Origin of the sequence: Streptomyces iakyrus (assembly GCF_000717055.1) — a bacterium.
Classification (GTDB): Bacteria; Actinomycetota; Actinomycetes; order Streptomycetales; family Streptomycetaceae; genus Streptomyces; species Streptomyces iakyrus.
The window spans coordinates 72680-95122 of the sequence record NZ_JNXI01000004.1; the positions used below are offsets into that span (position 1 = coordinate 72680).

Below are 22443 nucleotides of genomic sequence, written 5' to 3' on the forward strand. Positions count from 1 at the left end.
CGGTCGTTGCCCCCTCCGGGCCGCCCGCCGCGCGTCTCCGCCGGGGGCGCGTCTCCGCCGGTCGCCGCGCCCGTGCCCCGACAGCCCCGGCAGGCCGCCCTTCTCCGCCCGACCTGAAGGAAGGGCCCACCCCGTCCTACGGGCTACGGGTACGACACCACCGTCGACGGCACCGTGGACGTCCCCGACGTCGGCGCCCCCGTGTCGTTGATGACGCGCTCGTACTGCCCGTTGCCGCCGAGCGAGACCACCAGCAGGTCGTGGAAGCGCACCCCGGGCCGGTTCGGCGCCGCGAAGCCGTGGTGCTGCACGATGGTCGGGTCGACGTTGTAGTAGCAGTAGCTGCCCAGGCCCCAGCCCTCGTGGCTGGTCACCGCGTCCCCGACCCGGTAGGCCGCATAGCCCTTGACCGCACCGTTCTGGATCGCGGCCTGGTTCGGGGCGTCGTACGCCTTCTCGTTCTGGAAGAAGACCGTGCGGCCGCGTTCGCCGAACCACTGCACGTCGTACTTGTTGAAGTGCTCCACGAACAGGCCGGTCGCCAGCACGTCGTGGCCGTTGACGACGACGCTGTAGTCCGCGCGGTTGGTCTCCCAGCCGACACCGTCGCCGTGGTCGGCGCGCCAGACCCACGTGTGGTCGACGATGGTGTGCCGGCTGTTGACGACCATGCTGGTGGTGGCCTTGCCCGGGCCCGCCCCGCCGATCCGGATGAACACGTCCTGGACGGTGGTCGGGTCGGCGGAGTGGTCCCGGGAGGCCCCGCGCGGGCCGATCTCCAGCAGGGTGGCGGAGTTGACCGGTCCGGCGTCGACGAGGAACCCGGCCAGCCGTACGCCGTCGACGTCGGAGGTCTTCAGCGCGGTGACGCCGTTGTCGGGGATGAGCGTGGCGTAGCCGAGGCCGAGGACCACGGTGCCGGCCCGTTCGACCCGCACCGGCTGGTCGAGGTGGTAGATCCCCGGTGTCAGCAGCAGGTGGAGCCCTTGGGCGAGGGCCTGGTTGAGCGTCGCCGCCGTGACACCGGGCCGGGCGACGTAGAAGCGCGACAGCGGCAGCGAGGTGCCTCTCGGGGTGCCGTTGCCCCAGGTGACGCCCCGGGCGTCGGTCCGCTTCCCGGGCAGGAAGACCCGGTACTCGCTGCCGCTGAGGTACAGGAACGGCTTCTCGCGGGAGACCGGCGTCGTGGCCAGGGTGGTGTACGGCGGGTTGGGGAAGCCCTGCGCGGGGGCTCCCTCGACGCCGGAGAACACCATGTTCCACACGCCGTTGAGCCAGCCGCCGATCGCGCTGTCCCGGGTGTACCACTGCTGCTGCGAGTAGGGCTGCACCTGGCCGTCGATGCGGCTGTCGGCGATGTAGCCGCCGCTGGACCAGCCGTAGCCGGTCGGGGCGAGGTTCAGGTTCCCGCGGATGTGCATCCGGCGGAAGGGGGCCGCCTGCGAGACCGCCCAGCGGTTGGTTCCGCTGACGGGGACGACCGCGAGGTTCTCCGCGGAGCGCCAGAAGTTCTGCGTGGCGTTGCCGTCGAACCAGCCGGCGTCGACGGTGATGTCGCCGTGGATGGTGGTGTCGTCGGGGGAGAGGCCGAGGCCGGAGACCGAGGTGTAGAAGCCGATCTGCGCGTTGAGGCCGTGGTAGGTGCCCGGCTTGAACAGCAGCTGGTAGCGGCCGGTGCCGAACTGGGCGGACTCCTGCCGCCGGAAGATCTCGTCCAGTCTGCCCTGGATGTTCGGCGTGGACGGGTCGAAGACCAGCACGTTCGGGCCGAGGTCGCCACCGCCGGGCAGGGCGCGCGGCCCCTTGCGCACGGGCTGCTCACGACGGGCCGGGGTGGCCGGGGCGGCCGAGGCGGTGCCGGGCAGGGCGGCGAGCGCGGAGGCGGCCGCGGCGGCGCCGAGGACGGCCCGGCGACCGGGCGCGGGCAGGGGTGATGACGGGGAGTCAGTGGGCATGGGGCGGCTCTCCTGGTTCAGGAAGTGAACGGTGTGGGGTGCGGGGAGCGCTCTCTCGCCGCTGAATGCTTCATCCGTGGAACAGATGCGTCAAGGGGTCCGGCGAGAGTTCCAAGAGTGTGTCCAAACCCTTGACGGCCCTGCCTTCCGGGGATTAACTCACGTCCTAAATTAAGCCGTGACGGCTCCTTCGTGATGAGGGGAGCCGCACTCCCGTACTCCCGGAAGGGCCAGGAGCAGCCATGCGCAGCATCCGAGCCGCGGCGGCAGGCGCCGTCACACTGTCACTCGCCCTCGCGGCCACGGCCTGCGGCGGCGGCTCCGCCACCGGCGGCGGATCGAACGATTCGCCGAAGACGCTCACCTACTGGGCGTCCAACCAGGGCGCCGGCATCGAGGTCGACAAGAAGGTCCTCCAGCCCGAACTCGACAAGTTCGAGAAGCAGACCGGCATCAAGGTGAAGCTGGAGGTCGTCCCCTGGTCGGACCTGCTGAACCGGATCCTCACCGCCACCACCTCCGGCCAGGGCCCGGACGTGCTGAACATCGGCAACACCTGGAGTGCCTCGCTCCAGGCCACGGGCGCGCTGCTGCCCTGGGACACCGGGAACTTCGGCAAGATAGGCGGCCGGGACCGGTTCGTCGACTCGGCGCTCGGCTCCACGGGCGCCGAGGGCAAGGACCCGGCGGCGGTGCCGCTGTACTCGATGTCGTACGCGCTCTACTACAACAAGAAGATGCTCGCCGACGCGGGCATCTCCAAGCCCCCGGCCACCTGGGACGAGCTCGTCGCCGACGGCAGGAAGCTGTCCAAGGACGGCAAGTGGGCCCTGGGCATGGAGGGTTCGAACCCGTCGGAGAACATCCACCACGCGTTCGTCTTCGCCAAGCAGCACGGCGCCGACTTCTTCACCGCCGACGGCAAGGCCGACTTCACGAGCGACGGGACGGTCGCCGCGGTCAAGCAGTACGTCGACCTGATGGCGAAGGACAAGGTCATCGCGCCCGGCAACGCCGAGTACGCGCAGAACCAGTCCGTCAGCGACTTCGCCAAGGGCAAGACGGCGATGCTGCTCTGGCAGTCCGCGTCCGCCAACCTCGCGTCGCAGGGCATGAGCGAGGACGCCTACGGCATCGCCCCCGTGCCCGTGCAGTCCGGCACCCCTGGGACCGGCAAGCAGGTCAACTCGATGGTCGCGGGCATCAACCTGGCCGTCTTCAAGAACACCGACAACACCGACGGCGCCACGAAGTTCGTGAAGTTCATGACGAGCGACGCCGAACAGAAAATTCTCAACAACGCCTACAGCACCATCCCGCCCGTCAAGTCCGCCCAGGCGGACGCCGCTTTCGCCACCCCGGCCAACGCCGTCCTGAAGGACACCCTCGCCAAGAGCGCCGTCGCGCTGCCCCAGGTCGCCGACGAGTCCCAGTTCGAGACGGCGGTCGGCACGGCCATCAAGGGCCTGTTCGCCGACGCGGCCGCCGGACGCCCGGTCACCACGGCATCGGTGAAGGCGGCCCTGGAGAAGGCCCAGCAGCAGATGCCGGCGGCCTGAACGACATGACCACCACTGCCCAGGCCGAGAGGCCGGCGGTCCGCAAGAGCCCGCCCGGCGCGGCACACGGCCCCCGCCGCCGCACCGGGCGGATCCACCGCGTGGGCCTGCCCTACCTGCTGCTCCTGCCCGCCCTGCTCCTCGAACTCCTCGTCCACCTGGTGCCGATGGTGATCGGCATCGTCATGAGCTTCAAGGAGCTCACGCAGTTCTACATCCGCGACTGGGGCGCCGCCCCCTGGTCCGCCCTCGACAACTACAAGGTGTCGGTGGACTTCGACGCCCCGGTCGGCGAGGCACTGCTCCACTCGTTCCTCGTCACGGTTGCCTTCACCCTGCTGTCGGTGGGGCTGTGCTGGCTGATCGGCACGGCCGCCGCGGTCTTCATGCAGGACACCTTCCGGGGCCGCGGCCTGCTCAGGGCGCTGTTCCTGGTGCCGTACGCGCTGCCCGTCTACGCGGCCGTCATCACCTGGGTCTTCATGTTCCAGCACGACAACGGCCTGGTGAACCACGTCCTGCACGACCAGCTGGGCCTCACCGACAAGCCGTCCTTCTGGCTCATCGGCGACAACAGCTTCATCGCGCTGCTGACGGTGTCGGTGTGGAAGGGCTGGCCGTTCGCCTTCCTCATCGTCATGGCCGGCCTGCAGAACATCCCGCGCGAGTTGTACGAGGCGGCCGCCCTGGACGGCGCCGGGGTCTGGCAGCAGATCCGCCGGATCACCCTGCCGTCCCTGCGCCCGGTCAACCAGGTCCTCGTCCTCGTCCTGTTCCTCTGGACCTTCAACGACTTCAACACGCCGTTCGTCCTGTTCGGCAGGACCGCTCCGGAGGCCGCCGACCTCATCTCGGTGCACATCTACCAGGCGTCGTTCGTCACCTGGAACTTCGGCACCGGCTCCGCGATGTCCGTCCTCCTGCTGCTGTTCCTGCTGGTCACGGGCGGGTACCTCGTGCTCACCTCGCGCGGACGGAGGAGCGCCTCATGACCACGTCCCCCATGGCCCCGCCCCGCTCGTTCCTGTGGTCCCGGCGGATCTTCCTGACGCTGCTGACGGGCTTCGTGCTGGTCCCGGTCTACGTCATGGTCTCCAGCTCGCTGAAGCCCCTGGCGGACGTGACCGGCGTGTTCCGCTGGCTGCCGAGCGAGCTGACGATCCGCCCGTACATCGACATCTGGTCGACGGTCCCGCTGGCCCGCTACTTCGTCAACTCCCTGGTGGTGGCGGGCGCGGCGACGGTCTGTTCCGTGGTGATCGCCGTCTTCTCCGCCTATGCCGTCAGCCGCTACGACTTCCCGGGCAAGCGCGTCTTCACGGTCACCGTCCTGTCCACGCAGATGTTCCCGGGCATCCTCTTCCTGCTGCCCCTGTTCCTGATCTACGTCAACATCGGCAACGCGACGGGAATCGCCCTCTTCGGCTCGCGCGGCGGCCTGATCCTCACCTATCTCACCTTCTCCCTGCCGTTCTCCATCTGGATGCTGATCGGCTACTTCGACTCGGTGCCGCGCGACCTGGACGAGGCGGCCCTGGTCGACGGCTGCGGCCCGCTGGGCGCGCTGTTCCGGGTCGTCGTCCCGGCGGCCGTCCCCGGCATCATCGCGGTCGCCGTCTACGCCTTCATGACCGCCTGGGGCGAGGTGCTGTTCGCCTCGGTGATGACCAACGACACCACCCGCACCCTCGCCGTCGGACTCCAGGGCTACTCGACCCTCAACGACGTGTACTGGAACCAGATCATGGCCGCCTCGCTGGTCGTCAGCGTGCCCGTGGTCGCGGGCTTCCTGCTGCTCCAGCGCTATCTGGTGGCCGGCCTGACGGCGGGAGCCGTCAAGTGACCGACTCGCCCGTTCTCGAAGGGACTCCCGTGACCATCGACCTCGCCGCCCTCCCGCACGACTTCCTGTGGGGCACGGCCACCTCGGCGTACCAGATCGAGGGAGCCGTGGCGGAGGACGGCCGCTCGCCGTCGATCTGGGACACGTTCTCGCACACCCCCGGGAAGACAGCCGGCGGTGACCACGGCGATGTCGCCTGCGACCACTACCACCGCTGGCGCGAGGACATCGCGCTGATGCGCCGGCTGGGGGTGAACGCCTACCGCCTGTCCATCGCCTGGCCGCGCGTCGTCCCGGGCGGCGACGGCCCCGTCAACGCCAGGGGCCTGGCCTTCTACGACGAGCTGATCGACGGCCTGCTGGAGGCGGGCATCACCCCGTCGGTCACCCTCTACCACTGGGACCTGCCGCAGGCGCTCCAGGACCGGGGCGGCTGGCCGGAGCGCGACACCGCCTCGGCGTTCGCGGAGTACGCCTCGGTCGTCGCGGCGCGCCTGGGTGACCGCGTCTCCCACTGGGCCACGCTCAACGAGCCCCTGTGCTCGGCGTGGATCGGCCACCTCGAGGGCACGATGGCCCCCGGTCTGACGGACCTCACGGCCGCCGTCCGCGCCTCTTACCACCTGCTGCTGGGCCACGGCCTGGCGGCCCGGGCCGTCCGCGCGGCGGCTCCGGGGGCGCAGGTCGGCATCGTCAACAACCTCTCCACCATCCATCCCGCGACCGACCGCCCCGAGGACCTCGCGGCCGCCCGCCGTATGGACGGCCACACCAACCGCTGGTGGCTCGACCCGGTGCACGGCATGGGCTTCCCCGCGGACATGCGCGAGCTCTACGGCGTCGAACTCCCCGAACGCCCCGGCGACTCGGCGGCCATCGCCGCCCCGCTGGACTGGCTGGGCCTGAACTACTACTTCCCGCAGACCGTCGCCGACGACCCCGAAGGCCCGGCACCGTACGCCCGTGCCGTACGCCGCGGCGGCGTCCCGCGCACCGGCATGGACTGGGAGATCGACGCGAGCGGCATCGAGACCCTGCTGATGCGGCTCACCGACGCGTACGGAGCCCGCCGGCTCTACGTCACGGAGAACGGATCGGCCTACCCCGACGTCGTCCGCCCCGACGGCACGGTCGACGACCCCGAGCGGCAGGACTACCTCCTGCGGCACCTCGCCGCCTGCGCCTCCGCCGCCCGCAGGGGCGCCCCGCTGGCCGGCTACTTCGCCTGGTCGCTGCTGGACAACTTCGAGTGGGCGTACGGTTACGAGAAGCGGTTCGGCCTCGTGCACGTCGACTACGCCACGCAGCGGCGCACGATCAAGGGAACGGGGCACCGGTACGCCGAGGTCGTCCGGGCCCATCGGAGTCGGGCGCGCAGGGCCGCCTGACCCACGGACGCCGGGGTGGGCGTGAATGCGGGAGTCCGCACTCACCCCGGCCCATGACTGCTGCAGCTGGAGCCAGTCGAGCGAGGACCGGATCGCCGGTGGGAGCAGAAGGGCTGACGCCCGGGCAGAAATCCCGTGGCCCCCGCGATCGCCACCTGCCAGTCTCCCGCCCATGCCCGCCTTCACCGCCCCCGACGGCACCTCCCTCGCCTACCACGTGACGGGGGACGGCCCACCGCTGGTCTGTCTTCCCGGTGGCCCATGCAGGACTCGGTCTACCTCGGGGACCTCGGCGGTCTGACGGCTCGCCGCACCGTGGTGCGGCTGGCCCTGAGGGGCACCGGCGGGTCGGCGGTGCCCGAGGACACGGCGTCCTACCGGTGTGACCGGCAGGTCGGCGATGTCGAGGCGCTGCGTGCGGAGTCGGGGCTGGAGCGGATGGACCTGCTCGCGCATTGCGCCGGCGCGAACCTGGCCGCGCTGTACAGGGCCCGCCATCCGGAGCGCGTGCGACGCCTCGCGCTCGTCACCCCAGCGTCTTCGCCGTCGGCCTCCGTATCACCGCCGAGGACCGGCTGGAAACGGCACGCCTGCGCCGGGACGAACCCTGGTTCGCCCCGGCGTACGCGTCACTGGAGGCGATCACGGGCGGCCGTGCGACAGCCGGTGACTGGGACGCCGCGGCCCCCTTCTGGTTCGGCCGCTGGGACGACGGGGCGCGCGCCTTCCGCGCGGCGGAGCAACGCCTGCGCAACGACGAGGCCGCGGCCCTGTACGCCGCCGACGGCGCGTTCGACCCCGACGTCACGCGGGCCGCCCTCGCCGCGTTTCCCTCACCGGTCCTCGTGCTCACCGGCGAGTACGACGTGGCCGCGCCGCCCCGCGCGATGAAGGAGTACGCGGACCTCTTCCCCAGGGCCGAACCGGTCGCGCAGAGCGGGGCCGGGCAGGTTCCCTGGAGGGACGGGCCGGAGCGGTTCGTGAGCGCGGTGGCGGGTTCCTGGACGAGACCGGCGGTGCCGACGGTCCCTGAACCGTCGGGCGGCGTCCCGGCCCTCCGGAATCCGGCGGGTGTGCGCGTCGCTCCCGGCCGGCGCTGTCAGTCGCCCACCCCGGCCACCCGCTGGACGCCGCCCCCGCAGGGCACCGGCCGGGTGAGGTCCGGGTCCCCGAACTCCGCGCGCAGGGCCTCGAACGCGGTCACCTTGTCCGCGCCGAAGCGGCGGACGTGGGCGGCGTATTCGGCGGGGGAGAGGTACGCAGACGGCCGGGACTTGGTGTGGAACTTGTCCGCGTACATCACCAGCCTCTCCTCCTCCGTCACCGCCAGGTAGTCGGCGGGCGGGAGGGGCAGGCCCTGGCTCACGATGTCCTGCCGCGTGAGTCCCACTCCGGTGTGGTGGGAGCAGAAGCGGCGGAGGGTGTCGGGGAAGCCCTCCGCTTCGAGGATCTCGTGGCCGAGCAGGCCGTGCCGGATGTAGTTCCGGTGGTCCAGCCGTCCGTCGTCCCCGTAGAGGCGGTAGACGCCGATGTCGTGGAGGAGACAGCCGGCGCGGACCAGTTCGGCGTCGAGGCGGGCGAGGTGGGGCGCGGCGAGGAGCTGCTCGGCGATTGACCAGACGATTTCGCAGTGCGTGTGGACGAGGGTGAACGCCTCGGTGGTGGGCGCGTACTTCTCGTGCAGCGCCTGGATCTCTGCGGGGCCCGGAATCCTCATCGGGGGAGCGTAACAACCGCTCGCCCGGCGGGGCCGGGAAGTTCCCGCTGCGGCCCTTTTCACGCGATCGGATGGTGCTCGGGGGAGCGGGCACCTGCCCGGCCCGCGGGCCGTTCGAGCAGGTGACGGCACTTGCCGTCCACTACTCAGCACAGTGACGGGAGCACACCATGGGTCTGCATTTCCACCGCAACCCCGACGGCACGACGACCGGGCGCAACGAGGCCAACGGCTTCACCGTGACCCATGCCGAAGAGGAGGAGGTGAAGCGGCAGTTGTACGAGGACGCCGGCTGGGAGTACACGCCTCCACCGCCCCCGGTTCCGCCCGGGTTCCATCGCTTCTCCTTGGTGCACGACGAGTTCCGGGCCTGCGGGTTCGAGGACGAGAGGTACGCGGGGCTGCGGGCGCGTCCGCCGGAGGGGTGCGTGCCGGCCGACCGGGGGTGCCTGGCCCTGGCGTGCCGGCGGCCGGGGAAGACGCTCCTGGACGCGGTCGCCGGAACCGTCGCGGAGGTCCGCACAGAACACGGTCTGGTGATGAACAGCCTCGGGGTCGACAAGCCCGAGGAGTGGTATGACGCGGACACCAAGGACGGGTACGCGGCGCACATCGTCGCGCACCTCGTGCTGATGGCCGCCGACCGGGCCCGACGGCTCGGGTACGGGCGCAAGGAGGTGGTCCGGCTACTCGATGCCACGGGGATCGAGTAGCCGGCGGAAGACGGGTCGGCAGTGGCTGGGTGTGCCTCAGAGCAGTGCGGCAGATCCCGGCGCGTAGTCCGGGTCCACCTGCGCCGCCAGGTCCCCGCCCGTACGCGCGTCCGCCCAGGCGTGGACGTTGCGCAGGTGGAACTGGACCGCGTGGCGATGGAGGCGGTCCCAGTCGCGCGGGTGGGCGTCCACGGTCTGCCGCAGGATCCGCAGGGCGTGGAGGTTGTGCGGTTCCAGCGAGGTGAGGGCGTCGGCTCGGCCCTGTTCCGCCGCGCGGACCCCGGGGGAGTGCACCAGGTGGGTCAGAAGGTCGTCGCCCACGTGCTCCTTGAGGAAGAGCAGGTCGTCCTCGCCGGTCACCTTGTTGCCGACGACGGCGATGCGGATGCCGAACTGTTCGGCGTGGTCGCGGTACTGGCGGTACACCGAGACGCCCTTGCGGGTGGGTTCCGCCACCAGGAACGTCATGTCGAAGCGGGTGAACAGGCCCGACGCGAAGGCGTCCGCGCCCGCCGTCATGTCGACCACGACGTACTCGCCGGGACCGTCGAGCAGGTGGCCGAGGTACAGCTCCACCGCACCCAGCTTTGAGTGGTAGCAGGCCACGCCCAGGTCGGACTCGTCGAACTCGCCCGTCACCATGAGAGGGACGCCGCCCGCCCGGCCGACGTGCCGCGTGTGCAGTTCGTCGTCGCCGAGCGGGCGCAGGAGACGGGACCCGCGACCCGGCGGGGTCGTCTTGATCATCGCCTCGGGTGAGGGGATGCGGGGATTGTCGCCCCGCAGGAGCGTCTTGATCTCGGCCAGGTGCGCGCCCAGGGGAGGGGCGGACTCCTCCGCGCCGCCGAGCGCCTCGGCCAGGTGCTGGTTGATGTCGCCGTCGATGGCGAGGACCGGTGCGCCGGAGCGCGCCAGGTGGCGGGAGAAGAGCGCGGACAGCGTGGTCTTGCCGCTCCCGCCCTTGCCGACGAACGCGATCCTCACGACCACCCCAGCTTTTTGAAAATGGATGTCATGTGTGCCATGTGGACAGGTTTAAGGAGTGATCCGTACTTGTGTCAAATTCCCTGCTCCGTACGGGAGATGAAGCGTCCCGGGCGTGGATCACCCGGTTGACCGGCGTGTTCCGCTTGGTGCGTATGCTGTGCAAGTGCGTCTTCACAGCATCAAGAGCCGCCTCCGGTTCCTCACCGCCCTCGCCCTCACGCCGTGTCTGGCCGGCTGCTTCGTGTCCCCCGGCGGCGAGTCGTCCCCGGAGGGCGGGCCGTCGGGCTCGCGGCTGCGCGTCGCCCTCGCCTTCCCGCCCGCCGAGAACCTCTCGCCGTACGGAGCCGACGCCACCCTGCTCAGCCGCCTCGGCGTCACCGAGGGACTCACCGCCCTGGATGCCAACGGCGCCGCGGCCCCCGCGCTCGCCCGGTCCTGGCACAGGGAAGGCGACCGCACGTGGCGGTTCACCCTGCGCGAGGCCACGTTCCAGGACGGCACGGACGTCACGCCGGCCGCCGTGGCCGCCGCGCTCACCCACGCCACCCAGGCCGAGCCCGCCCCCGCGGCCCTCGCCGGCGTCACCCTCGGCGCGCAGGCCGACGGCGAGCGCGGCGTCCGCATCACGACCCGGGAGCCCGACCCCGTCCTGCCCATGCGCCTGGCCGGTCCGAGCCTGGCGATCCTCTCCCCGAAGGCCTACCGGAAGAAGGGCAGCCCCACCCCGGTCGGCACCGCCACCGGCCCCTTCGAGATCACCGACGTCGACGGCGGCGGCTCCGCCACACTCGACCGCTACGACGACTACTGGGACGGTCTCGCCCACGCCACCGGCATCGACGTGCGCTTCGTCAAGGACGGCACCGCCCGCGCCAACGCCGTCCGCACCGGTGACGTCGACATCGCCGAGGCGATCCCCGTCGCCCAGGCCGCGACCCTCGACGAGGCCACCCTCAAGGAAGCCGGCACCACCCGGACCACCAGCCTGCAGCTCAACACGGAGACCGGGCCCTTCGAGGACCCGGAGCTGCGCGCCGCCGCCCGCACGGCGATCGAGCCCTCAGCCCTCGTCAAGGGCGTCTTCGAGGGGTACGCCGACCCGGGCACCGGTCTCTTCGGACCCGCCGTCACCTGGGCCGAGAGCAAGCGGGTGAAGCCGTCGGGCCGCGCCGAGCCCGCCCGGCCCGACGGTACGACGATCACCCTCGCCACCTACGACAACCGGCCCGAGCTTCCCGAGGTCGCCCAGGTCGTGCAACAGCAGCTGCGGGAGGCCGGGTTCACGGTAAAGCTGGAAGTGCGTGAGTACTCACGGCTGGAGGGCGACGCGCTCGCCGGGAAGTTCGACGCGTTCATCGGCGCCCGCAACAGCCTCCTGGACACCGGCGACCCCGTCGGAGTCCTCGGCAGCGACTACACCTGCGACGGCGGCTACAACCTGGCCCGGCTGTGCGACAAGAAGACCGACCGGGCCGTCGCCGAGGCCGTCCGGACCGACGGCACCGGAGAGCGGCAGGACGCCGCCATGGCCGCCGAGGCGGCGATCCTCGGCACGGACGCGGTCGTGCCGCTGGCCCACCAGCGGATCGTCGCCGGCGTCTCGACCAGGGTGCGGGGCGTGCTGCTCGACCCGTACGAGCGGACCCTGGTCGGCACCGGGACGCGTCGCTGACCGGCCCGTTCAGGCGGGCAGCCGTGTGTCGATCACACAGCCGATCTCGACGAGCTGGCCGGGAAACGTCAGTTCGGTGACGCCCAGGGCCGTGCTGACCGGGCGGTGGGCGCCGAAGTACGCCCGGTTGGCCTTCGCCACGACCTCGGCGTTCCGCACCAGGTCCACCGCGTACAGCGTCTGGGAGACGATCTGGTTGCGGGTCACGCCGTAGTGGGCCAGGACCCTGTCGAGGTTGGTGTAGGTCCGCTCCAGCTGGGCGGTGAGGTCGTCCTCGGGGCGGAAGCCGCCCGCCTCGTCGAACGCGAGCTGCCCGGAGACATGAATCAGATCGCCGGACCTGATCGCCTGGGCGTAGCCGAAGTGGCCCTCGGCCGGGATGCCGTGGTCGTAGACGTCGGTGGTGGTCACAGTCGTGTCCTTCCGTCGAGCGCCCGTTCGCGCTCTCTTGCGGTTACTGGGAAACCGTAGGAGAGTGACCGCCGGCCTGGAAGAACGCACTTTTCGGTAACGGGGGAACCAGATGGTGACCAAGCAGTTGAGGGACCTGCCCGAGAACGCGGACCTGCGGCGGGCGGACTCCCTGGCGCGGGAGATCTTCTCCGACGTGGCCAACAAATGGGCGCTTCTGATCATCGAGGCCCTCGGGGAAGGCACTCTGCGCTTCAGCGAGTTGCGCGACGAGGTCGAGGGCGTCAGCCACAAGATGCTGACCCAGAACCTGCGGATGCTGGAGCGCAACGGCCTGGTCGACCGGACGGTGTATCCCACCGTGCCGCCCAGGGTCGAGTACACCCTGACCGAGCCCGGCCGGGCCCTGCGCGCCACGGTCGACGCGATCTGCGGCTGGACCCACCGCTACCTCGGTCACATCGAGGCGGCGCGCGGGCGGTTCGACGACTGACCGCCCCGCTGACCCTGTCGTCAGCCGGCGACCAGTTCCCGCACCTGGCGGGGCGCCACCGGCTCCTCGACGCGCGAGGTCCGGTACAGCCACAGCACATCACGCCCGAACGACCAGACCAGCAGGCCCAGGGCCAGGGCGGCCACGCCGAAGTTGCCCGCGTACGGCAGCAGACCGGCGCCCGCGACCAGCAGGAGCACGCCCTGGAGGGCGGCGACCGTCTTGCGGGCGGTGCTCGGCGGGAGCGCGGCGGTCAGCCAGGGCCACACCCGCGCGGCGGCGACGAAGACGTACCGCATGCCGCCGATCAGCAGTACCCACGGGCCCAGTTGCATCGACACGTACACGCTCAGCACCAGGATCAGGAACGCGTCGACCTCCATGTCGAAGCGCGCGCCCAGCGGCGACGACGTGCCGGTACGGCGGGCGACCTTGCCGTCGACGCCGTCGAGGATCAGCGCCACCGCCGTCAGACCGACGAGCAGCGACACGGGCGGTGAGCTCTGGAAGGAGTCGGCGACCAGGGCCGTGACCCCGCCGACGAGGGTGGCCCGGCCGAGGGTGACGCGGTTGGCCGCGCCGAACGAGCGCAGCCGCGAGCGGTGCAGGGCCCGCGAGAGCACCGCCCAGGTGGCGATCGCGAACGCGAGGCCGGTCAGCCAGCCCGCCGGACCCATCCCGATCGCCGTGCCGATCAGGGCCAGCAGCAGCACCTGCACTCCCGCCCCCAGGGCGGTCTCCTGCTGGAGCCTCGCGTCGTACGTGTTGTTCAGGGCCACCGAACACCCTCCGGCCGTGTGACAGAGTCGATCAACGCCGCTACCTTGTGCGCGGCCTGTGCACCCCTCGGTACGCAAGCAGCTTCCCGATCGTTCAGGAGGACTTCGATGAAGCACACCGCACGGTCGTTCTGGATCGACTCGCCTGGGCGAGGCGCCATCCGGGACGTCACCCTGCCGGCGCCCGGCGAGGGCGAGGTGCTGGTCCGCACGCTGTTCTCCGGCGTGAGCCGCGGCACCGAGACGCTCGTCTTCCGCGGCGGCGTGCCCGCCAGCCAGCACACCGCCATGCGCGCGCCGTTCCAGGAAGGCGACTTCCCGGGCCCGGTCAAGTACGGCTACCTCAACGTCGGCGTGGTGGAGGAAGGACCCCGGGAACTCGCCGGCCGCACCGTCTTCTGCCTCTACCCGCACCAGACGCGCTACGTCGTACCGGCCACCGCGGTCACCCCCGTCCCGGACACCGTGCCCGCCGAACGGGCCGTGCTCGCCGGGACCGTGGAGACCGCCGTCAACGCCCTGTGGGACGCCGCGCCCCTGGTCGGCGACCGGATCGCCGTGGTCGGCGGCGGCATGGTCGGCTGCTCGGTGGCCGCCCTCCTCGCCCGGTTCCCCGGCGTCCGCGTCCAGCTGGTCGACGCCGACCCGTCCCGCGCGAAGACCGCCGAGGCGCTCGGAGTCGGCTTCGCCACCCCCGAGGACGCCGACGGGGACCGCGACCTCGTCGTGCACGCCAGTGCCACGGAAGCGGGCCTCGCCAGGTCCCTGGAACTCCTCACCGCCGAGGGGACCGTCCTCGAACTCAGCTGGTACGGCGACCGGCAGGTCAGCCTCCCGCTCGGTGAGGCCTTCCACTCCCGGCGGCTCGTCATCCGCAGCAGCCAGGTCGGCACCGTCTCCCCGGCCCGCCCCAACCGCACCTACGCCGACCGGCTCGCGGTCGCCCTGGACCTGCTCGCCGACCCCGCGCTCGACGCGCTCGTCACCGGCGAGTCCCCCTTCCAGGACCTGCCTGACGTGCTGCCCAGGCTGGTCTCCGGCGAGGTCCCCGCGCTGTGCCACCGCGTCCGTTACGACGAGAGCGATTGACGCATCGGCTGACGATTCGTTCCATCCGGTACGAGTTTCGCCACGACAAGAGCGCCTGACCTGAGAAAAGACGTACGGACGGCTGAACAGGGGAAGGCAACGAGCCGTACTACTCGGCATCCCCGGCACCAGAGCGGGGAACAGACGCGCCGCACCTGGAGGGTCGTCCGTTGTTCAGCATCACCGTCCGCGATCACATCATGATCGCCCACAGCTTCCGTGGCGACGTCTTCGGACCGGCCCAGCGCCTGCACGGGGCCACGTTCCTCGTGGACGCCACGTTCCGGCGCGAGCAGCTGGACGACGACAACATCGTCGTCGACATCGGGCTGGCCACCCAGGAACTCGGCGCGGTCGTCAGCGAGCTGAACTACCGCAACCTCGACAACGAGCCGGACTTCGCGGGAGTCAACACCTCCACGGAGTTCCTCGCCAAGGTCATCGCCGACCGGCTCGCCGAGCGCATCCACAAGGGGGCGCTGGGCGAGGGTGCCAAGGGCATCGCGGGCCTCAGCGTCACGCTGCACGAGTCGCACATCGCCTGGGCGAGTTACGAGCGTGCGTTGTGACCGACACGTCCATCGAGCGGCCCGAGCACATGGGTCCGGCGCCGGCGCGGCTGAATTATGTTCCCGTGCAGCACGCTTCCCTGAAGAACGCCGAGATCATCCCCATGTCCCTGCGCACCGTGCACTTCGTGCTGCCGGGCGGCGTCGACGACCCGGCGGCGCCCAGCGGCGGCAACGCCTACGACCGGCGGGTCTGCCTGGACCTGCCCGGCTTCGGCTGGCAGGTGACCAAGCACGCCGTGGCCGGTGACTGGCCCCGGCCGGGGGCCGACGCCCGCACGGAACTCGCCCGCACCCTGAGCGGGTTGCCCGACGGGGCGGCCGTTCTGCTCGACGGGCTGGTGGCCTGCGGCGTGCCGGAGATCGTGGTGCCCGAGGCGGAACGGCTGAGCATGGCCGTCCTCGTCCACCTCCCGCTCGGCGACGAGACGGGACTGGACGCGGCGGTCGCGGCCGAACTGGACGCCAAGGAGCGGACGGTGCTGCGGGCGGTGCCGGCGGTGATCGGCACCAGCGACTGGGCCGTCCGCCGCCTGGTCTCCCACCACGGCCTGCCGCCCGAGCGGGTCCACGTCGCGGCACCCGGCGCCGACATCGCGCCGCTCGCGCCCGGCACCGACGGTGTGTCGCGCCTGCTGTGCGTGGCCGCCGTGACCCCGCGCAAGGGCCAGCACCGGCTGGTCGAGGCGCTGGCCGCCGTCCGCGAACTGCCGTGGAGCTGCGTGTGCGTCGGCGCGCTCACCCAGGACCCGGAGTACGTCGCCCACCTGCGGTCCCTCATCGCCGAGCACGGCCTGGAGGACCGGCTGGAGCTGGCCGGGCCGAAGTCGGGCCCCGCGCTCGACGCCAGCTACGCCACCGCCGACCTGATGGTCCTCACCTCCTACGCCGAGACCTACGGCATGGCCGTGACCGAGGCCCTGGCACGCGGCATCCCGGTGATGGCCACCGACGTCGGCGGACTGCCGGAGGCGGTCGGCCGCGCGCCCGACGGCGGTGTCCCCGGCATCCTCGTCCCGCCGGAGAACCCCGCCGCCATCGCCGCCGAACTGCGCGGCTGGTTCGGCGAGGCGGACGTACGACGCCGCCTGAAGGCCGCCGCCCGCAGCCGCCGCGCCGCGCTCGACGGCTGGGCGACGACCGCACAGAGCCTGGCGGCGGTGCTGCGCCGGCTCCCGACCGAACCCCGGAGGTCAGCATGACGAACCCGGCGACGACGACCCAGCAGAGCGGGGCGATTGCGGCCCAGCCCGGACCGAGGGAGGTCACGGGAGTGACGGGCGGCATGACGCCGGGCCTGGGCTCCAGCGTCGAATTCGGTCCGGGGCAGACCCCCGGGGGCGTCATCCCCGGTGCCGGGCCCAGCGGCAAGCCCGGCTCGCGCCCGACGGTCAAACTGCGCGAAGCGGGCCCGGACGACCCGCCCCGCTACGCGCCCGAGTGGCTGGAGCTGCGGGAGCCGGCCGACGCCGCCGCGCGGGCGCACGACCTGCTCGACCCGCTGCGGATCCGGCTCGCCAACCTGCCGGGCAGGTCGGGCATCGTCATCCACGACCTGGGCTGCGGTACCGGCTCCATGGGCCGCTGGCTCGCGCCCCGCCTGGACGGCGCCCAGCACTGGATCCTGCACGACCGCGACCCCTACCTGCTGCACTTCGCCGCCGTCGCCTCCCCGCGCTCGGCCGCCGACGGCAGCCGGGTCTCCGTGGAGACGCGGCGCGGTGACATCGCCCGTCTCACCCCGGACGCCTTGCACGGCGCGTCCCTGGTCACGGCGTCGGCCCTGCTGGACGTCCTCACCCGCGCGGAGATCGACACCTTCGCCGCCGCGTGCGCCGGAGCCGGCTGCCCCGCCCTGCTGACGCTGTCCGTCGCCGGCCGGGTGGAACTGACCCCGTCGCACCCGCTGGACGCGGAGCTCGCCCAGGCCTTCAACGACCACCAGCGCCGCGACGGCCTGCTCGGCCCCGACGCGGTCACGGCGGCGGCCGAGGCGTTCTCCGAGCATGGCGCGACCGTACGGCTGCACCCGAGCCCCTGGCGGCTCGGCCCCGAGCAGGCCGCGCTCACCGAGCAGTGGCTGCGCGGCTGGGTCGGCGCCGCCGTCGAGGAGCGCCCCGAGCTGCGGGCCGAAGCCGACGTCTACCTGACCAAGCGGCTGGCGGCCCTGGCCGCGGGCGAGTTGCACGTCACCGTCCACCACGTCGACCTCCTGGCCCTGTCCCGCCCGGTGGGCGGAGCGTCATGACCCCCCAGGCGACGGGAACGCGCCCGCGCACCACGCCCGCCGAGAGCCGTCCCGTGAGCGGCACCTGTGTGGTGCCGGTGTCCGGTGCGGCGGGCACGGCCCGGACCGCCACGGCCGTGCCGCGCGCGGCCGTGGGCGACAGCAGCGCCCCCGCCGCCTCGACCCCGGCCGGCCCGGCCGCCTCCCCGCAGCCCCCTGCCGGCCCGGACAACCCCGGCCCCACTCCGCGCGGAGCCATCCGTACCGCCCTCGCCCGGCTCGCCACTCCCGCGGTGCGTACGCATCTCGGCACCATCGCCGGAATCGTCATCCTGGCGGTGCTGTTCTGGCGGCTCGGCACCGGCGTCTTCCTGGACGGGCTGCGGCGGATCGACGGGGTGTCCCTGCTGCTGGCGCTCGGCATCGGGCTCGTCACCACCGTGTGCAGCGCGTGGCGGTGGGCCATCGTCGCCCGGGGGCTCAGGATCCGGCTGCCGTTCGGGCCGGCCGTCGCCGACTACTACCGCGCGCTGTTCCTGAACGCGGCCCTGCCCGGCGGCGTCCTCGGCGATGTGCACCGGGCCGTGCGGCACGGGCAGAGCGAGGGGGATCTGCGGCGGGGCGTGAAGGCCGTCGTCCTCGAACGGACCGCCGGGCAGATCGCGTTGTTCGCGGTCGGCGCCGTCGTCCTGCTGGTCATGCCGTCCCCGGTGCTGGACGAGGCCCGGCACATCGCCCCGCTCGCGGCCCTGGCCGCCCTGGGCGCGCTCGCCGTCGTCCTCGCCCTGCGCATGAACCGCCCGGCGCCCTCCCCCCGCGGCCGCAGGCTGCGGGCGGTCCTCGCCGAGGCCCGTGAAGGGCTGCTGTCGCGCCGGAACGGGCCCGGAGTGGTTGTCTCCTCCGTGGTGGTGCTGGCAGGTTACGTCGCGATGTTCGTACTCGCCGCCCGCGTCGCCGGGACCGCCGCCTCCGTGGCCGTCCTGCTGCCCCTCGCGGTCCTCGCCCTGCTGGCGATGGGCCTGCCGCTGAACGTCGGCGGCTGGGGGCCCAGGGAGGGCGTCACCGCCTGGGCGTTCGGCGCCGCGGGGCTCGGCGCGGGCCGGGGACTGGCCGTCGCGGTCGTCTACGGGGTGCTCAGCCTCGTGGCCAGCCTGCCCGGCCTGATCGTGCTCGTCGCGCGCTGGTACGCGGGCCTGCGGGCCGGGTCCCGGGCCACCGCACAGGCCCCGGGACCCGCTCCCGCGCCGCAGGGTGACTACGCGTCGGAGGTCAGCATCGAGAAATACGCCCCGAAGGAATCCGCCAGGCTCGCCAGGAGTTCCTTCCCTTTTTCCGCCGAACCCAGCGAAGGACGACCGATGACACCGGAATCGGTATAGCCGGACATGCCGAGGGTGAGCAGATGACGCCGGTCGTCAGCGACGAAATCGGAAGTCTCATAACCGGGACGGAGCATTTCGGGATGAGCGTGCAGAAGGACGGAGGTCTCGATTTCCCCCGCGTGCATGTCGGTGAGCAGCGAGGTGACCACACCCGCCCGCTCGCGCGCCGCCTCCCAGTCCTCCGCGGCCGGGAAGAGCGCCATCCGCTCGCCCCGCGCGGAGGACTCCTGAACCACGTTGCCCAGCACGTAGTTGCCGCCGTGCCCGTTGACCACCACCAGGGCGTCGACCCCGGACCGGCGCAGCGACGCCGCAATGTCCCGCACCACCGCATGAAGGGTCACCGACGAGATGCTGACGGTCCCCGGCCAGGCCGCGTGCTCGTGCGAGCACGAGATCGTCACCGGAGGAAGGAGGTGCACCGGGTACGCGCCGGCTATCTCCCGCGCGACGGCACAGGCGACGAGCGTGTCGGTCGCCAGCGGGAGGTACGGACCGTGCTGTTCGAAGCTCCCCACGGGAAGCACCGCGACCTGCCGTGAGACACCGGCGCCCCGCGTCCGTACGTCTTCCGTGGTGTCCGCCGGCACCAGATCACTCATAACGTCACGGCCTTTCGTCTCTGCTTAGGAACTCGAGAATCATGACAGACAACATTGGCGTACTCGGCAAGAAGGCACCCCAGCGGACCGGCGTGGAACGCGTCGTGAATGCCCCCTTGCCCACCGTGTACGGGAAATTCCAGGCGATCGGCTACATGGACCACGACCGCGGCGACGAACAGGTCGCGCTGGTCTACGGCGAGATCGGCACGGACGACGTCCTCATCCGGCTGCACTCGGAGTGCCTGACGGGCGACGCTTTCGGCTCCCAGCACTGCGAGTGCGGCGACCAGCTCGACGCCGCCCTGCGCGCGGTCGTCGCCGAGGGCGCGGGCGTCGTGGTCTACCTCAGAGGGCATGAAGGCCGCGGCATAGGCCTGCTCGCCAAGCTGCGCGCGATGGCCCTGCAGGCGGAGGGGCTCGACACCGTCGAGGCCAACCTTGCCCTGGGCCTGCCGGTCGACGCCCGTGACTACGGTGTCGCCGCCCGGATCCTGGAGGACCTCGGCGTGCGGTCGGTGCGCCTGATGTCCAACAACCCGCGCAAGCGCGAGGCGTTGGTGGACCACGGCATCGAGGTCGCCGAGCAGGTCCCGCTGCTGATCCCGCCGTGCGAGAACAACATCACCTACCTGCGCACCAAGCGGGAGCGCCTCGACCATCACCTGCCGCACCTGGACGCGGTGGTCAGCTCCTCCTGACCACCCCGGCCGGTCCGGGCTCCCCGACGTGACCTGGGCGAATCCGTGCGCGACCCGCAGCCGGGCCGCGTACGCTTCGTGGACGTCCGCCCCAGAAGCGTCGGCCCTCAGCGGCCGACGCCTCACGCCGGAGGCCCACCTGGTATGACCGAGCTCCATCTGTGGCTGCGCCACGAGGCCCGAACGACCGAGCGACGCACTCCGATCGTGCCCGACGACGCCCGGCGGCTCGTCGGGCACGGAGTGGAACTGACCGTCGAGGAGTCCCCGCAGCGGGTCTTCCCGATCGAGGAGTACGAGGCGGCCGGCTGCCGTGTCGCCCCCGCCGGCTCCTGGGTGACGGCGCCCCGGGACGCCGTCGTGCTCGGCCTGAAGGAACTGCCCGGGGAACCGGCCGGGCTGACGCACCGGCACATCTTCTTCGGCCACGCCTACAAGGGCCAGCCGGGAGCGGCGGAGCTGCTGGGCCGGTTCGCCGCCGGGGGCGGGGCGCTGTTCGACCTGGAGTACCTGGTGGACGACACCGGGCGGCGCCTCGCCGCCTTCGGCTTCTGGGCCGGCTATCTCGGCGCCGCCCTGGCCGTGCTCCGGCACCGGGGCCGGCTGCGGGCACCGCTGACGCCGACCACCAAGGAGGACCTGGACGCGACGCTGCAACCCGCCGCTGACGACGCCGGGTTCACCGGCCTCGTCATCGGCGCCCTGGGCCGCAGCGGCCGCGGCGCCCGCGCCGCCTTCGCCACCGCAGGGGCCGACCCGACCTGCTGGGACCTCGCCGAGACCCGCGACCTCGACCGCCCCGCGCTGCTGCGGCACGACGTGATGGTGAACGCGGTCCTCGCCACCACACCCGTCCCGCCCTTCCTCCGCGAGCAGGACCTCGACACCCCCGGCCGCCGCCTGCGCACCCTGTGCGACGTGACCTGCGACGTCGGTTCCCCGCTCAACGTCCTCCCGGTGTACGACGAGACCACCACCTGGGACGAGCCCGTACGGCGGCTGCGCGACGCACCCCCGCTCGACCTCATCGCCATCGACAACCTCCCCTCCCTGCTGCCGCTGGAGTCCAGCACCGACTTCTCGGCCGCCCTGCTGCCCCACCTGCTCGACTTCGGCGTCTTTGGAGCCTGGGGGCGCTGCCTGGACCGGTTCCGTGACGCGTCCCGTGCACTCGGCCTCGACAAGGGGGCGCCCCATGACCACTGAACCGGCGGCGGTGAGCGGCACCGTCCACTGGATCGGAGCCGGACTGTCCACGGGCAGCGGCCTCGCCGCCCTGTGCGACACCGCCGAGCGCGTCCGGCTCTGGCACCGCACCGAGGCCCGCGCAGCGGAGGCCCTCGGCAGACTGGGTCTCACCGGCCGGGCCGAGCCCCGCGCGTACACGCTGCCCGCGCTCGCCTCCGAACTCGCGCCGGGCGATGTCGTCGTGTCGATGCTGCCCGCGCCGGAGCACGCCCCGCTGCTCGCCGAGTGCGTACGTCAGGGGGCGCACTTCGCGTGCTCCAGCTATGTGTCGGACGCGGTGCTGGAACAGGTGCCGGCCGCTGAGCGGGCCGGGCTCGTCGTCCTCACCGAGGCCGGGCTCGACCCGGGCATCGACCACCTGTTCGCCCATGACCTGGTCGCCCGGGCCCGTGCGGCGATCGGCGACGAGACGCCCGCCTCGTACACCCTCACGTCGTACTGCGGCGGAGTCCCCGCCGTCCCGAACGACTTCACGTACCGCTTCAGCTGGGCACCCGCGGGTGTCCTGGGCGCCCTGCGCTCCCCGGCCCGCTACATCGAGGGCGGTGAGCAGACAGTCGCCGAGCGGCCCTGGGAGGCCACCCGGCGCCATGTCGTCGACGGGGAGACCTTCGAGGTCTACCCCAACCGCGACAGCGTGCCCTTCGTCGCGCAGTACGGGCTGCCGGACGCCTGGACACCGCGCACCTTCGTGCGCGGCACCCTGCGTCTGGAGGGCTGGCTGAAGGCCTGGGACGGTGTCTTCGAGGAGCTCAAGGCGGGCGATGACGGGCGCATCGCCGCCCTCGCGAGGGAGCTGGCCGCCGCCTACCCCACCACGGACGACGACCACGACCGGGTCGTCCTCGCAGTCTCGCTGGACGTGCGCCCCGCGTCGGGGCGGTCGTGGCAGGGCGGTTACCTCCTCGACCTGGTGGGCGACGCCGAGGAGAGCGCGATGGCCCGCTGTGTCTCCCGGACCCTCGCGCTGGGTGTCCGGCACGTTCTGGACGGCTCCCTGCCGCCGGGCCTGAACCGCGCGGCCGAGACGGCCGCCCGCTCCGGACAGTGGCTGCGGGAACTCGCCCGGGACGGCGTGGAGTTCACCCTGCGCGTCGACCAGTAGCGG

The 22443-nt window shown here is 72.1% G+C and carries 20 protein-coding genes and 2 pseudogenes; 16 read left to right on the top strand and 6 right to left on the bottom strand.

Annotated elements, in window-relative coordinates; genetic code table 11:
- Window positions 1-143 precede the first annotated feature (143 nt).
- Window positions 144-1955 carry a pectate lyase-like domain-containing protein gene (locus OO68_RS08480; RefSeq protein ID WP_033307596.1) on the bottom strand — a complete coding sequence of 604 codons (1812 nt, stop codon included), beginning with the start codon at window positions 1953-1955 and terminating at the stop codon, window positions 144-146.
- Between the two features lie 242 nt (window positions 1956-2197).
- Here OO68_RS08480 and OO68_RS08485 point away from each other — a divergent pair, with 242 nt between their 5' ends.
- From OO68_RS08485 to OO68_RS43835, 5 genes and pseudogenes are all read left to right on the top strand, one after another.
- A complete protein-coding gene (locus OO68_RS08485) occupies window positions 2198-3514 on the top strand; it encodes an ABC transporter substrate-binding protein (protein WP_033307597.1) in 1317 nt (438 codons plus the stop codon).
- A gap of 5 nt (window positions 3515-3519) precedes the next feature.
- The gene (locus OO68_RS08490; RefSeq protein ID WP_033307598.1) at window positions 3520-4506 is read left to right on the top strand and encodes a carbohydrate ABC transporter permease; all 987 of its coding nucleotides are present in this window, start codon (window positions 3520-3522) and stop codon (window positions 4504-4506) included.
- 11 nt (window positions 4507-4517) lie between these two features.
- Window positions 4518-5357: a carbohydrate ABC transporter permease gene (locus OO68_RS08495; protein WP_033307978.1), complete on the top strand. Its 840-nt coding sequence runs from the start codon at window positions 4518-4520 to the stop codon at window positions 5355-5357.
- A gap of 29 nt (window positions 5358-5386) precedes the next feature.
- Window positions 5387-6745 carry a GH1 family beta-glucosidase gene (locus OO68_RS08500; protein ID WP_033307979.1) on the top strand — a complete coding sequence of 453 codons (1359 nt, stop codon included), beginning with the start codon at window positions 5387-5389 and terminating at the stop codon, window positions 6743-6745.
- A 172-nt stretch (window positions 6746-6917) separates the two neighbouring features.
- Window positions 6918-7740 (top strand): annotated as a pseudogene (locus OO68_RS43835) (alpha/beta fold hydrolase); the annotation flags it as partial.
- A gap of 104 nt (window positions 7741-7844) precedes the next feature.
- Here OO68_RS43835 and OO68_RS08505 read toward each other — a convergent pair.
- Window positions 7845-8462, bottom strand: coding sequence for an HD domain-containing protein (locus OO68_RS08505; protein WP_033307599.1), 618 nt, complete (start codon window positions 8460-8462; stop codon window positions 7845-7847).
- Between the two features lie 170 nt (window positions 8463-8632).
- Between OO68_RS08505 and OO68_RS08510 the strand changes: the two genes are divergently transcribed.
- Window positions 8633-9175, top strand: coding sequence for a hypothetical protein (locus OO68_RS08510; protein WP_033307600.1), 543 nt, complete (start codon window positions 8633-8635; stop codon window positions 9173-9175).
- A gap of 36 nt (window positions 9176-9211) precedes the next feature.
- Here the strand turns inward: OO68_RS08510 and OO68_RS08515 are convergent, their stop codons facing one another.
- Window positions 9212-10159 (bottom strand): ATP-binding protein, encoded by a 948-nt coding sequence (locus OO68_RS08515; protein WP_033307980.1) that lies wholly within the window; start codon window positions 10157-10159, stop codon window positions 9212-9214.
- 160 nt (window positions 10160-10319) lie between these two features.
- On the opposite strand from OO68_RS08515, the gene OO68_RS08520 reads away from it, so the two are divergent.
- A complete protein-coding gene (locus tag OO68_RS08520) occupies window positions 10320-11834 on the top strand; it encodes an ABC transporter substrate-binding protein (RefSeq protein ID WP_051814549.1) in 1515 nt (504 codons plus the stop codon).
- Window positions 11835-11843: 9 nt separating this feature from the next.
- Here the strand turns inward: OO68_RS08520 and OO68_RS08525 are convergent, their stop codons facing one another.
- Window positions 11844-12245, bottom strand: a complete 402-nt coding sequence (locus OO68_RS08525) for a RidA family protein (protein WP_033307601.1) — start codon at window positions 12243-12245, stop codon at window positions 11844-11846.
- A 112-nt stretch (window positions 12246-12357) separates the two neighbouring features.
- Here OO68_RS08525 and OO68_RS08530 point away from each other — a divergent pair, with 112 nt between their 5' ends.
- Window positions 12358-12738 (top strand): winged helix-turn-helix transcriptional regulator, encoded by a 381-nt coding sequence (locus tag OO68_RS08530; protein WP_033307602.1) that lies wholly within the window; start codon window positions 12358-12360, stop codon window positions 12736-12738.
- A gap of 20 nt (window positions 12739-12758) precedes the next feature.
- Here OO68_RS08530 and OO68_RS08535 read toward each other — a convergent pair whose 3' ends face one another.
- Window positions 12759-13517 carry a CDP-alcohol phosphatidyltransferase family protein gene (locus tag OO68_RS08535; protein ID WP_033307603.1) on the bottom strand — a complete coding sequence of 253 codons (759 nt, stop codon included), beginning with the start codon at window positions 13515-13517 and terminating at the stop codon, window positions 12759-12761.
- Window positions 13518-13625: 108 nt separating this feature from the next.
- On the opposite strand from OO68_RS08535, the gene OO68_RS08540 reads away from it, so the two are divergent.
- The 5 genes and pseudogenes from OO68_RS08540 to OO68_RS47510 all read left to right on the top strand — a co-directional run.
- Window positions 13626-14606: a zinc-dependent alcohol dehydrogenase gene (locus OO68_RS08540; protein WP_033307604.1), complete on the top strand. Its 981-nt coding sequence runs from the start codon at window positions 13626-13628 to the stop codon at window positions 14604-14606.
- 170 nt (window positions 14607-14776) lie between these two features.
- Window positions 14777-15175: a 6-pyruvoyl trahydropterin synthase family protein gene (locus tag OO68_RS08545; RefSeq protein WP_033307605.1), complete on the top strand. Its 399-nt coding sequence runs from the start codon at window positions 14777-14779 to the stop codon at window positions 15173-15175.
- Between the two features lie 29 nt (window positions 15176-15204).
- The gene (locus OO68_RS08550) at window positions 15205-16377 is read left to right on the top strand and encodes a glycosyltransferase family 4 protein (protein ID WP_033307982.1); all 1173 of its coding nucleotides are present in this window, start codon (window positions 15205-15207) and stop codon (window positions 16375-16377) included.
- 83 nt (window positions 16378-16460) lie between these two features.
- Window positions 16461-17423, top strand: a complete 963-nt coding sequence (locus OO68_RS08555; RefSeq protein ID WP_403551872.1) for a class I SAM-dependent methyltransferase — start codon at window positions 16461-16463, stop codon at window positions 17421-17423.
- Window positions 17420-18499: pseudogene (locus OO68_RS47510) on the top strand (lysylphosphatidylglycerol synthase transmembrane domain-containing protein); the annotation flags it as partial. The gene OO68_RS08555 and the pseudogene OO68_RS47510, both read left to right, overlap by 4 nt.
- Window positions 18500-18657: 158 nt before the next feature.
- On the opposite strand, the gene OO68_RS43840 reads toward OO68_RS47510, so the two are convergent.
- Window positions 18658-19386 carry a creatininase family protein gene (locus OO68_RS43840; RefSeq protein ID WP_078625228.1) on the bottom strand — a complete coding sequence of 243 codons (729 nt, stop codon included), beginning with the start codon at window positions 19384-19386 and terminating at the stop codon, window positions 18658-18660.
- A gap of 41 nt (window positions 19387-19427) precedes the next feature.
- Between OO68_RS43840 and ribA the strand changes: the two genes are divergently transcribed.
- The 3 genes from ribA to OO68_RS08575 all read left to right on the top strand — a co-directional run bounded on the left by ribA (window position 19428) and on the right by OO68_RS08575 (window position 22440).
- Window positions 19428-20087: a GTP cyclohydrolase II gene (ribA, locus tag OO68_RS08565; protein ID WP_033307607.1), complete on the top strand. Its 660-nt coding sequence runs from the start codon at window positions 19428-19430 to the stop codon at window positions 20085-20087.
- Between the two features lie 144 nt (window positions 20088-20231).
- On the top strand, window positions 20232-21293 hold the full coding sequence (locus tag OO68_RS08570; protein ID WP_033307608.1) for a saccharopine dehydrogenase: 1062 nt from the start codon (window positions 20232-20234) through the stop codon (window positions 21291-21293).
- On the top strand, window positions 21283-22440 hold the full coding sequence (locus OO68_RS08575) for a saccharopine dehydrogenase family protein (protein ID WP_033307609.1): 1158 nt from the start codon (window positions 21283-21285) through the stop codon (window positions 22438-22440). Before OO68_RS08570 ends, OO68_RS08575 begins: the two co-directional genes overlap by 11 nt.
- The last annotated feature ends 3 nt before the right edge of the window (window positions 22441-22443 follow it).

Bases quoted from the DNA above. Each gene is read 5' to 3' on its own strand.
- OO68_RS08505 (WP_033307599.1), bottom strand. From the start codon at position 8,462: ATGAGGATTCCGGGCCCCGCAGAGATCCAGGCGCTGCACGAGAAGTAC.
- OO68_RS08575 (WP_033307609.1), top strand. From the start codon at position 21,283: ATGACCACTGAACCGGCGGCGGTGAGCGGCACCGTCCACTGGATCGGA.
- OO68_RS08530 (WP_033307602.1), top strand. From the start codon at position 12,358: ATGGTGACCAAGCAGTTGAGGGACCTGCCCGAGAACGCGGACCTGCGG.
- OO68_RS43840 (WP_078625228.1), bottom strand. From the start codon at position 19,386: ATGAGTGATCTGGTGCCGGCGGACACCACGGAAGACGTACGGACGCGG.
- OO68_RS08510 (WP_033307600.1), top strand. From the start codon at position 8,633: ATGGGTCTGCATTTCCACCGCAACCCCGACGGCACGACGACCGGGCGC.
- OO68_RS08550 (WP_033307982.1), top strand. From the start codon at position 15,205: ATGGGTCCGGCGCCGGCGCGGCTGAATTATGTTCCCGTGCAGCACGCT.
- OO68_RS08480 (WP_033307596.1), bottom strand. From the start codon at position 1,955: ATGCCCACTGACTCCCCGTCATCACCCCTGCCCGCGCCCGGTCGCCGG.
- OO68_RS08495 (WP_033307978.1), top strand. From the start codon at position 4,518: ATGGCCCCGCCCCGCTCGTTCCTGTGGTCCCGGCGGATCTTCCTGACG.
- OO68_RS08555 (WP_403551872.1), top strand. From the start codon at position 16,461: ATGACGCCGGGCCTGGGCTCCAGCGTCGAATTCGGTCCGGGGCAGACC.
- ribA (WP_033307607.1), top strand. From the start codon at position 19,428: ATGACAGACAACATTGGCGTACTCGGCAAGAAGGCACCCCAGCGGACC.
- OO68_RS08485 (WP_033307597.1), top strand. From the start codon at position 2,198: ATGCGCAGCATCCGAGCCGCGGCGGCAGGCGCCGTCACACTGTCACTC.
- OO68_RS08570 (WP_033307608.1), top strand. From the start codon at position 20,232: ATGACCGAGCTCCATCTGTGGCTGCGCCACGAGGCCCGAACGACCGAG.
- OO68_RS08490 (WP_033307598.1), top strand. From the start codon at position 3,520: ATGACCACCACTGCCCAGGCCGAGAGGCCGGCGGTCCGCAAGAGCCCG.
- OO68_RS08540 (WP_033307604.1), top strand. From the start codon at position 13,626: ATGAAGCACACCGCACGGTCGTTCTGGATCGACTCGCCTGGGCGAGGC.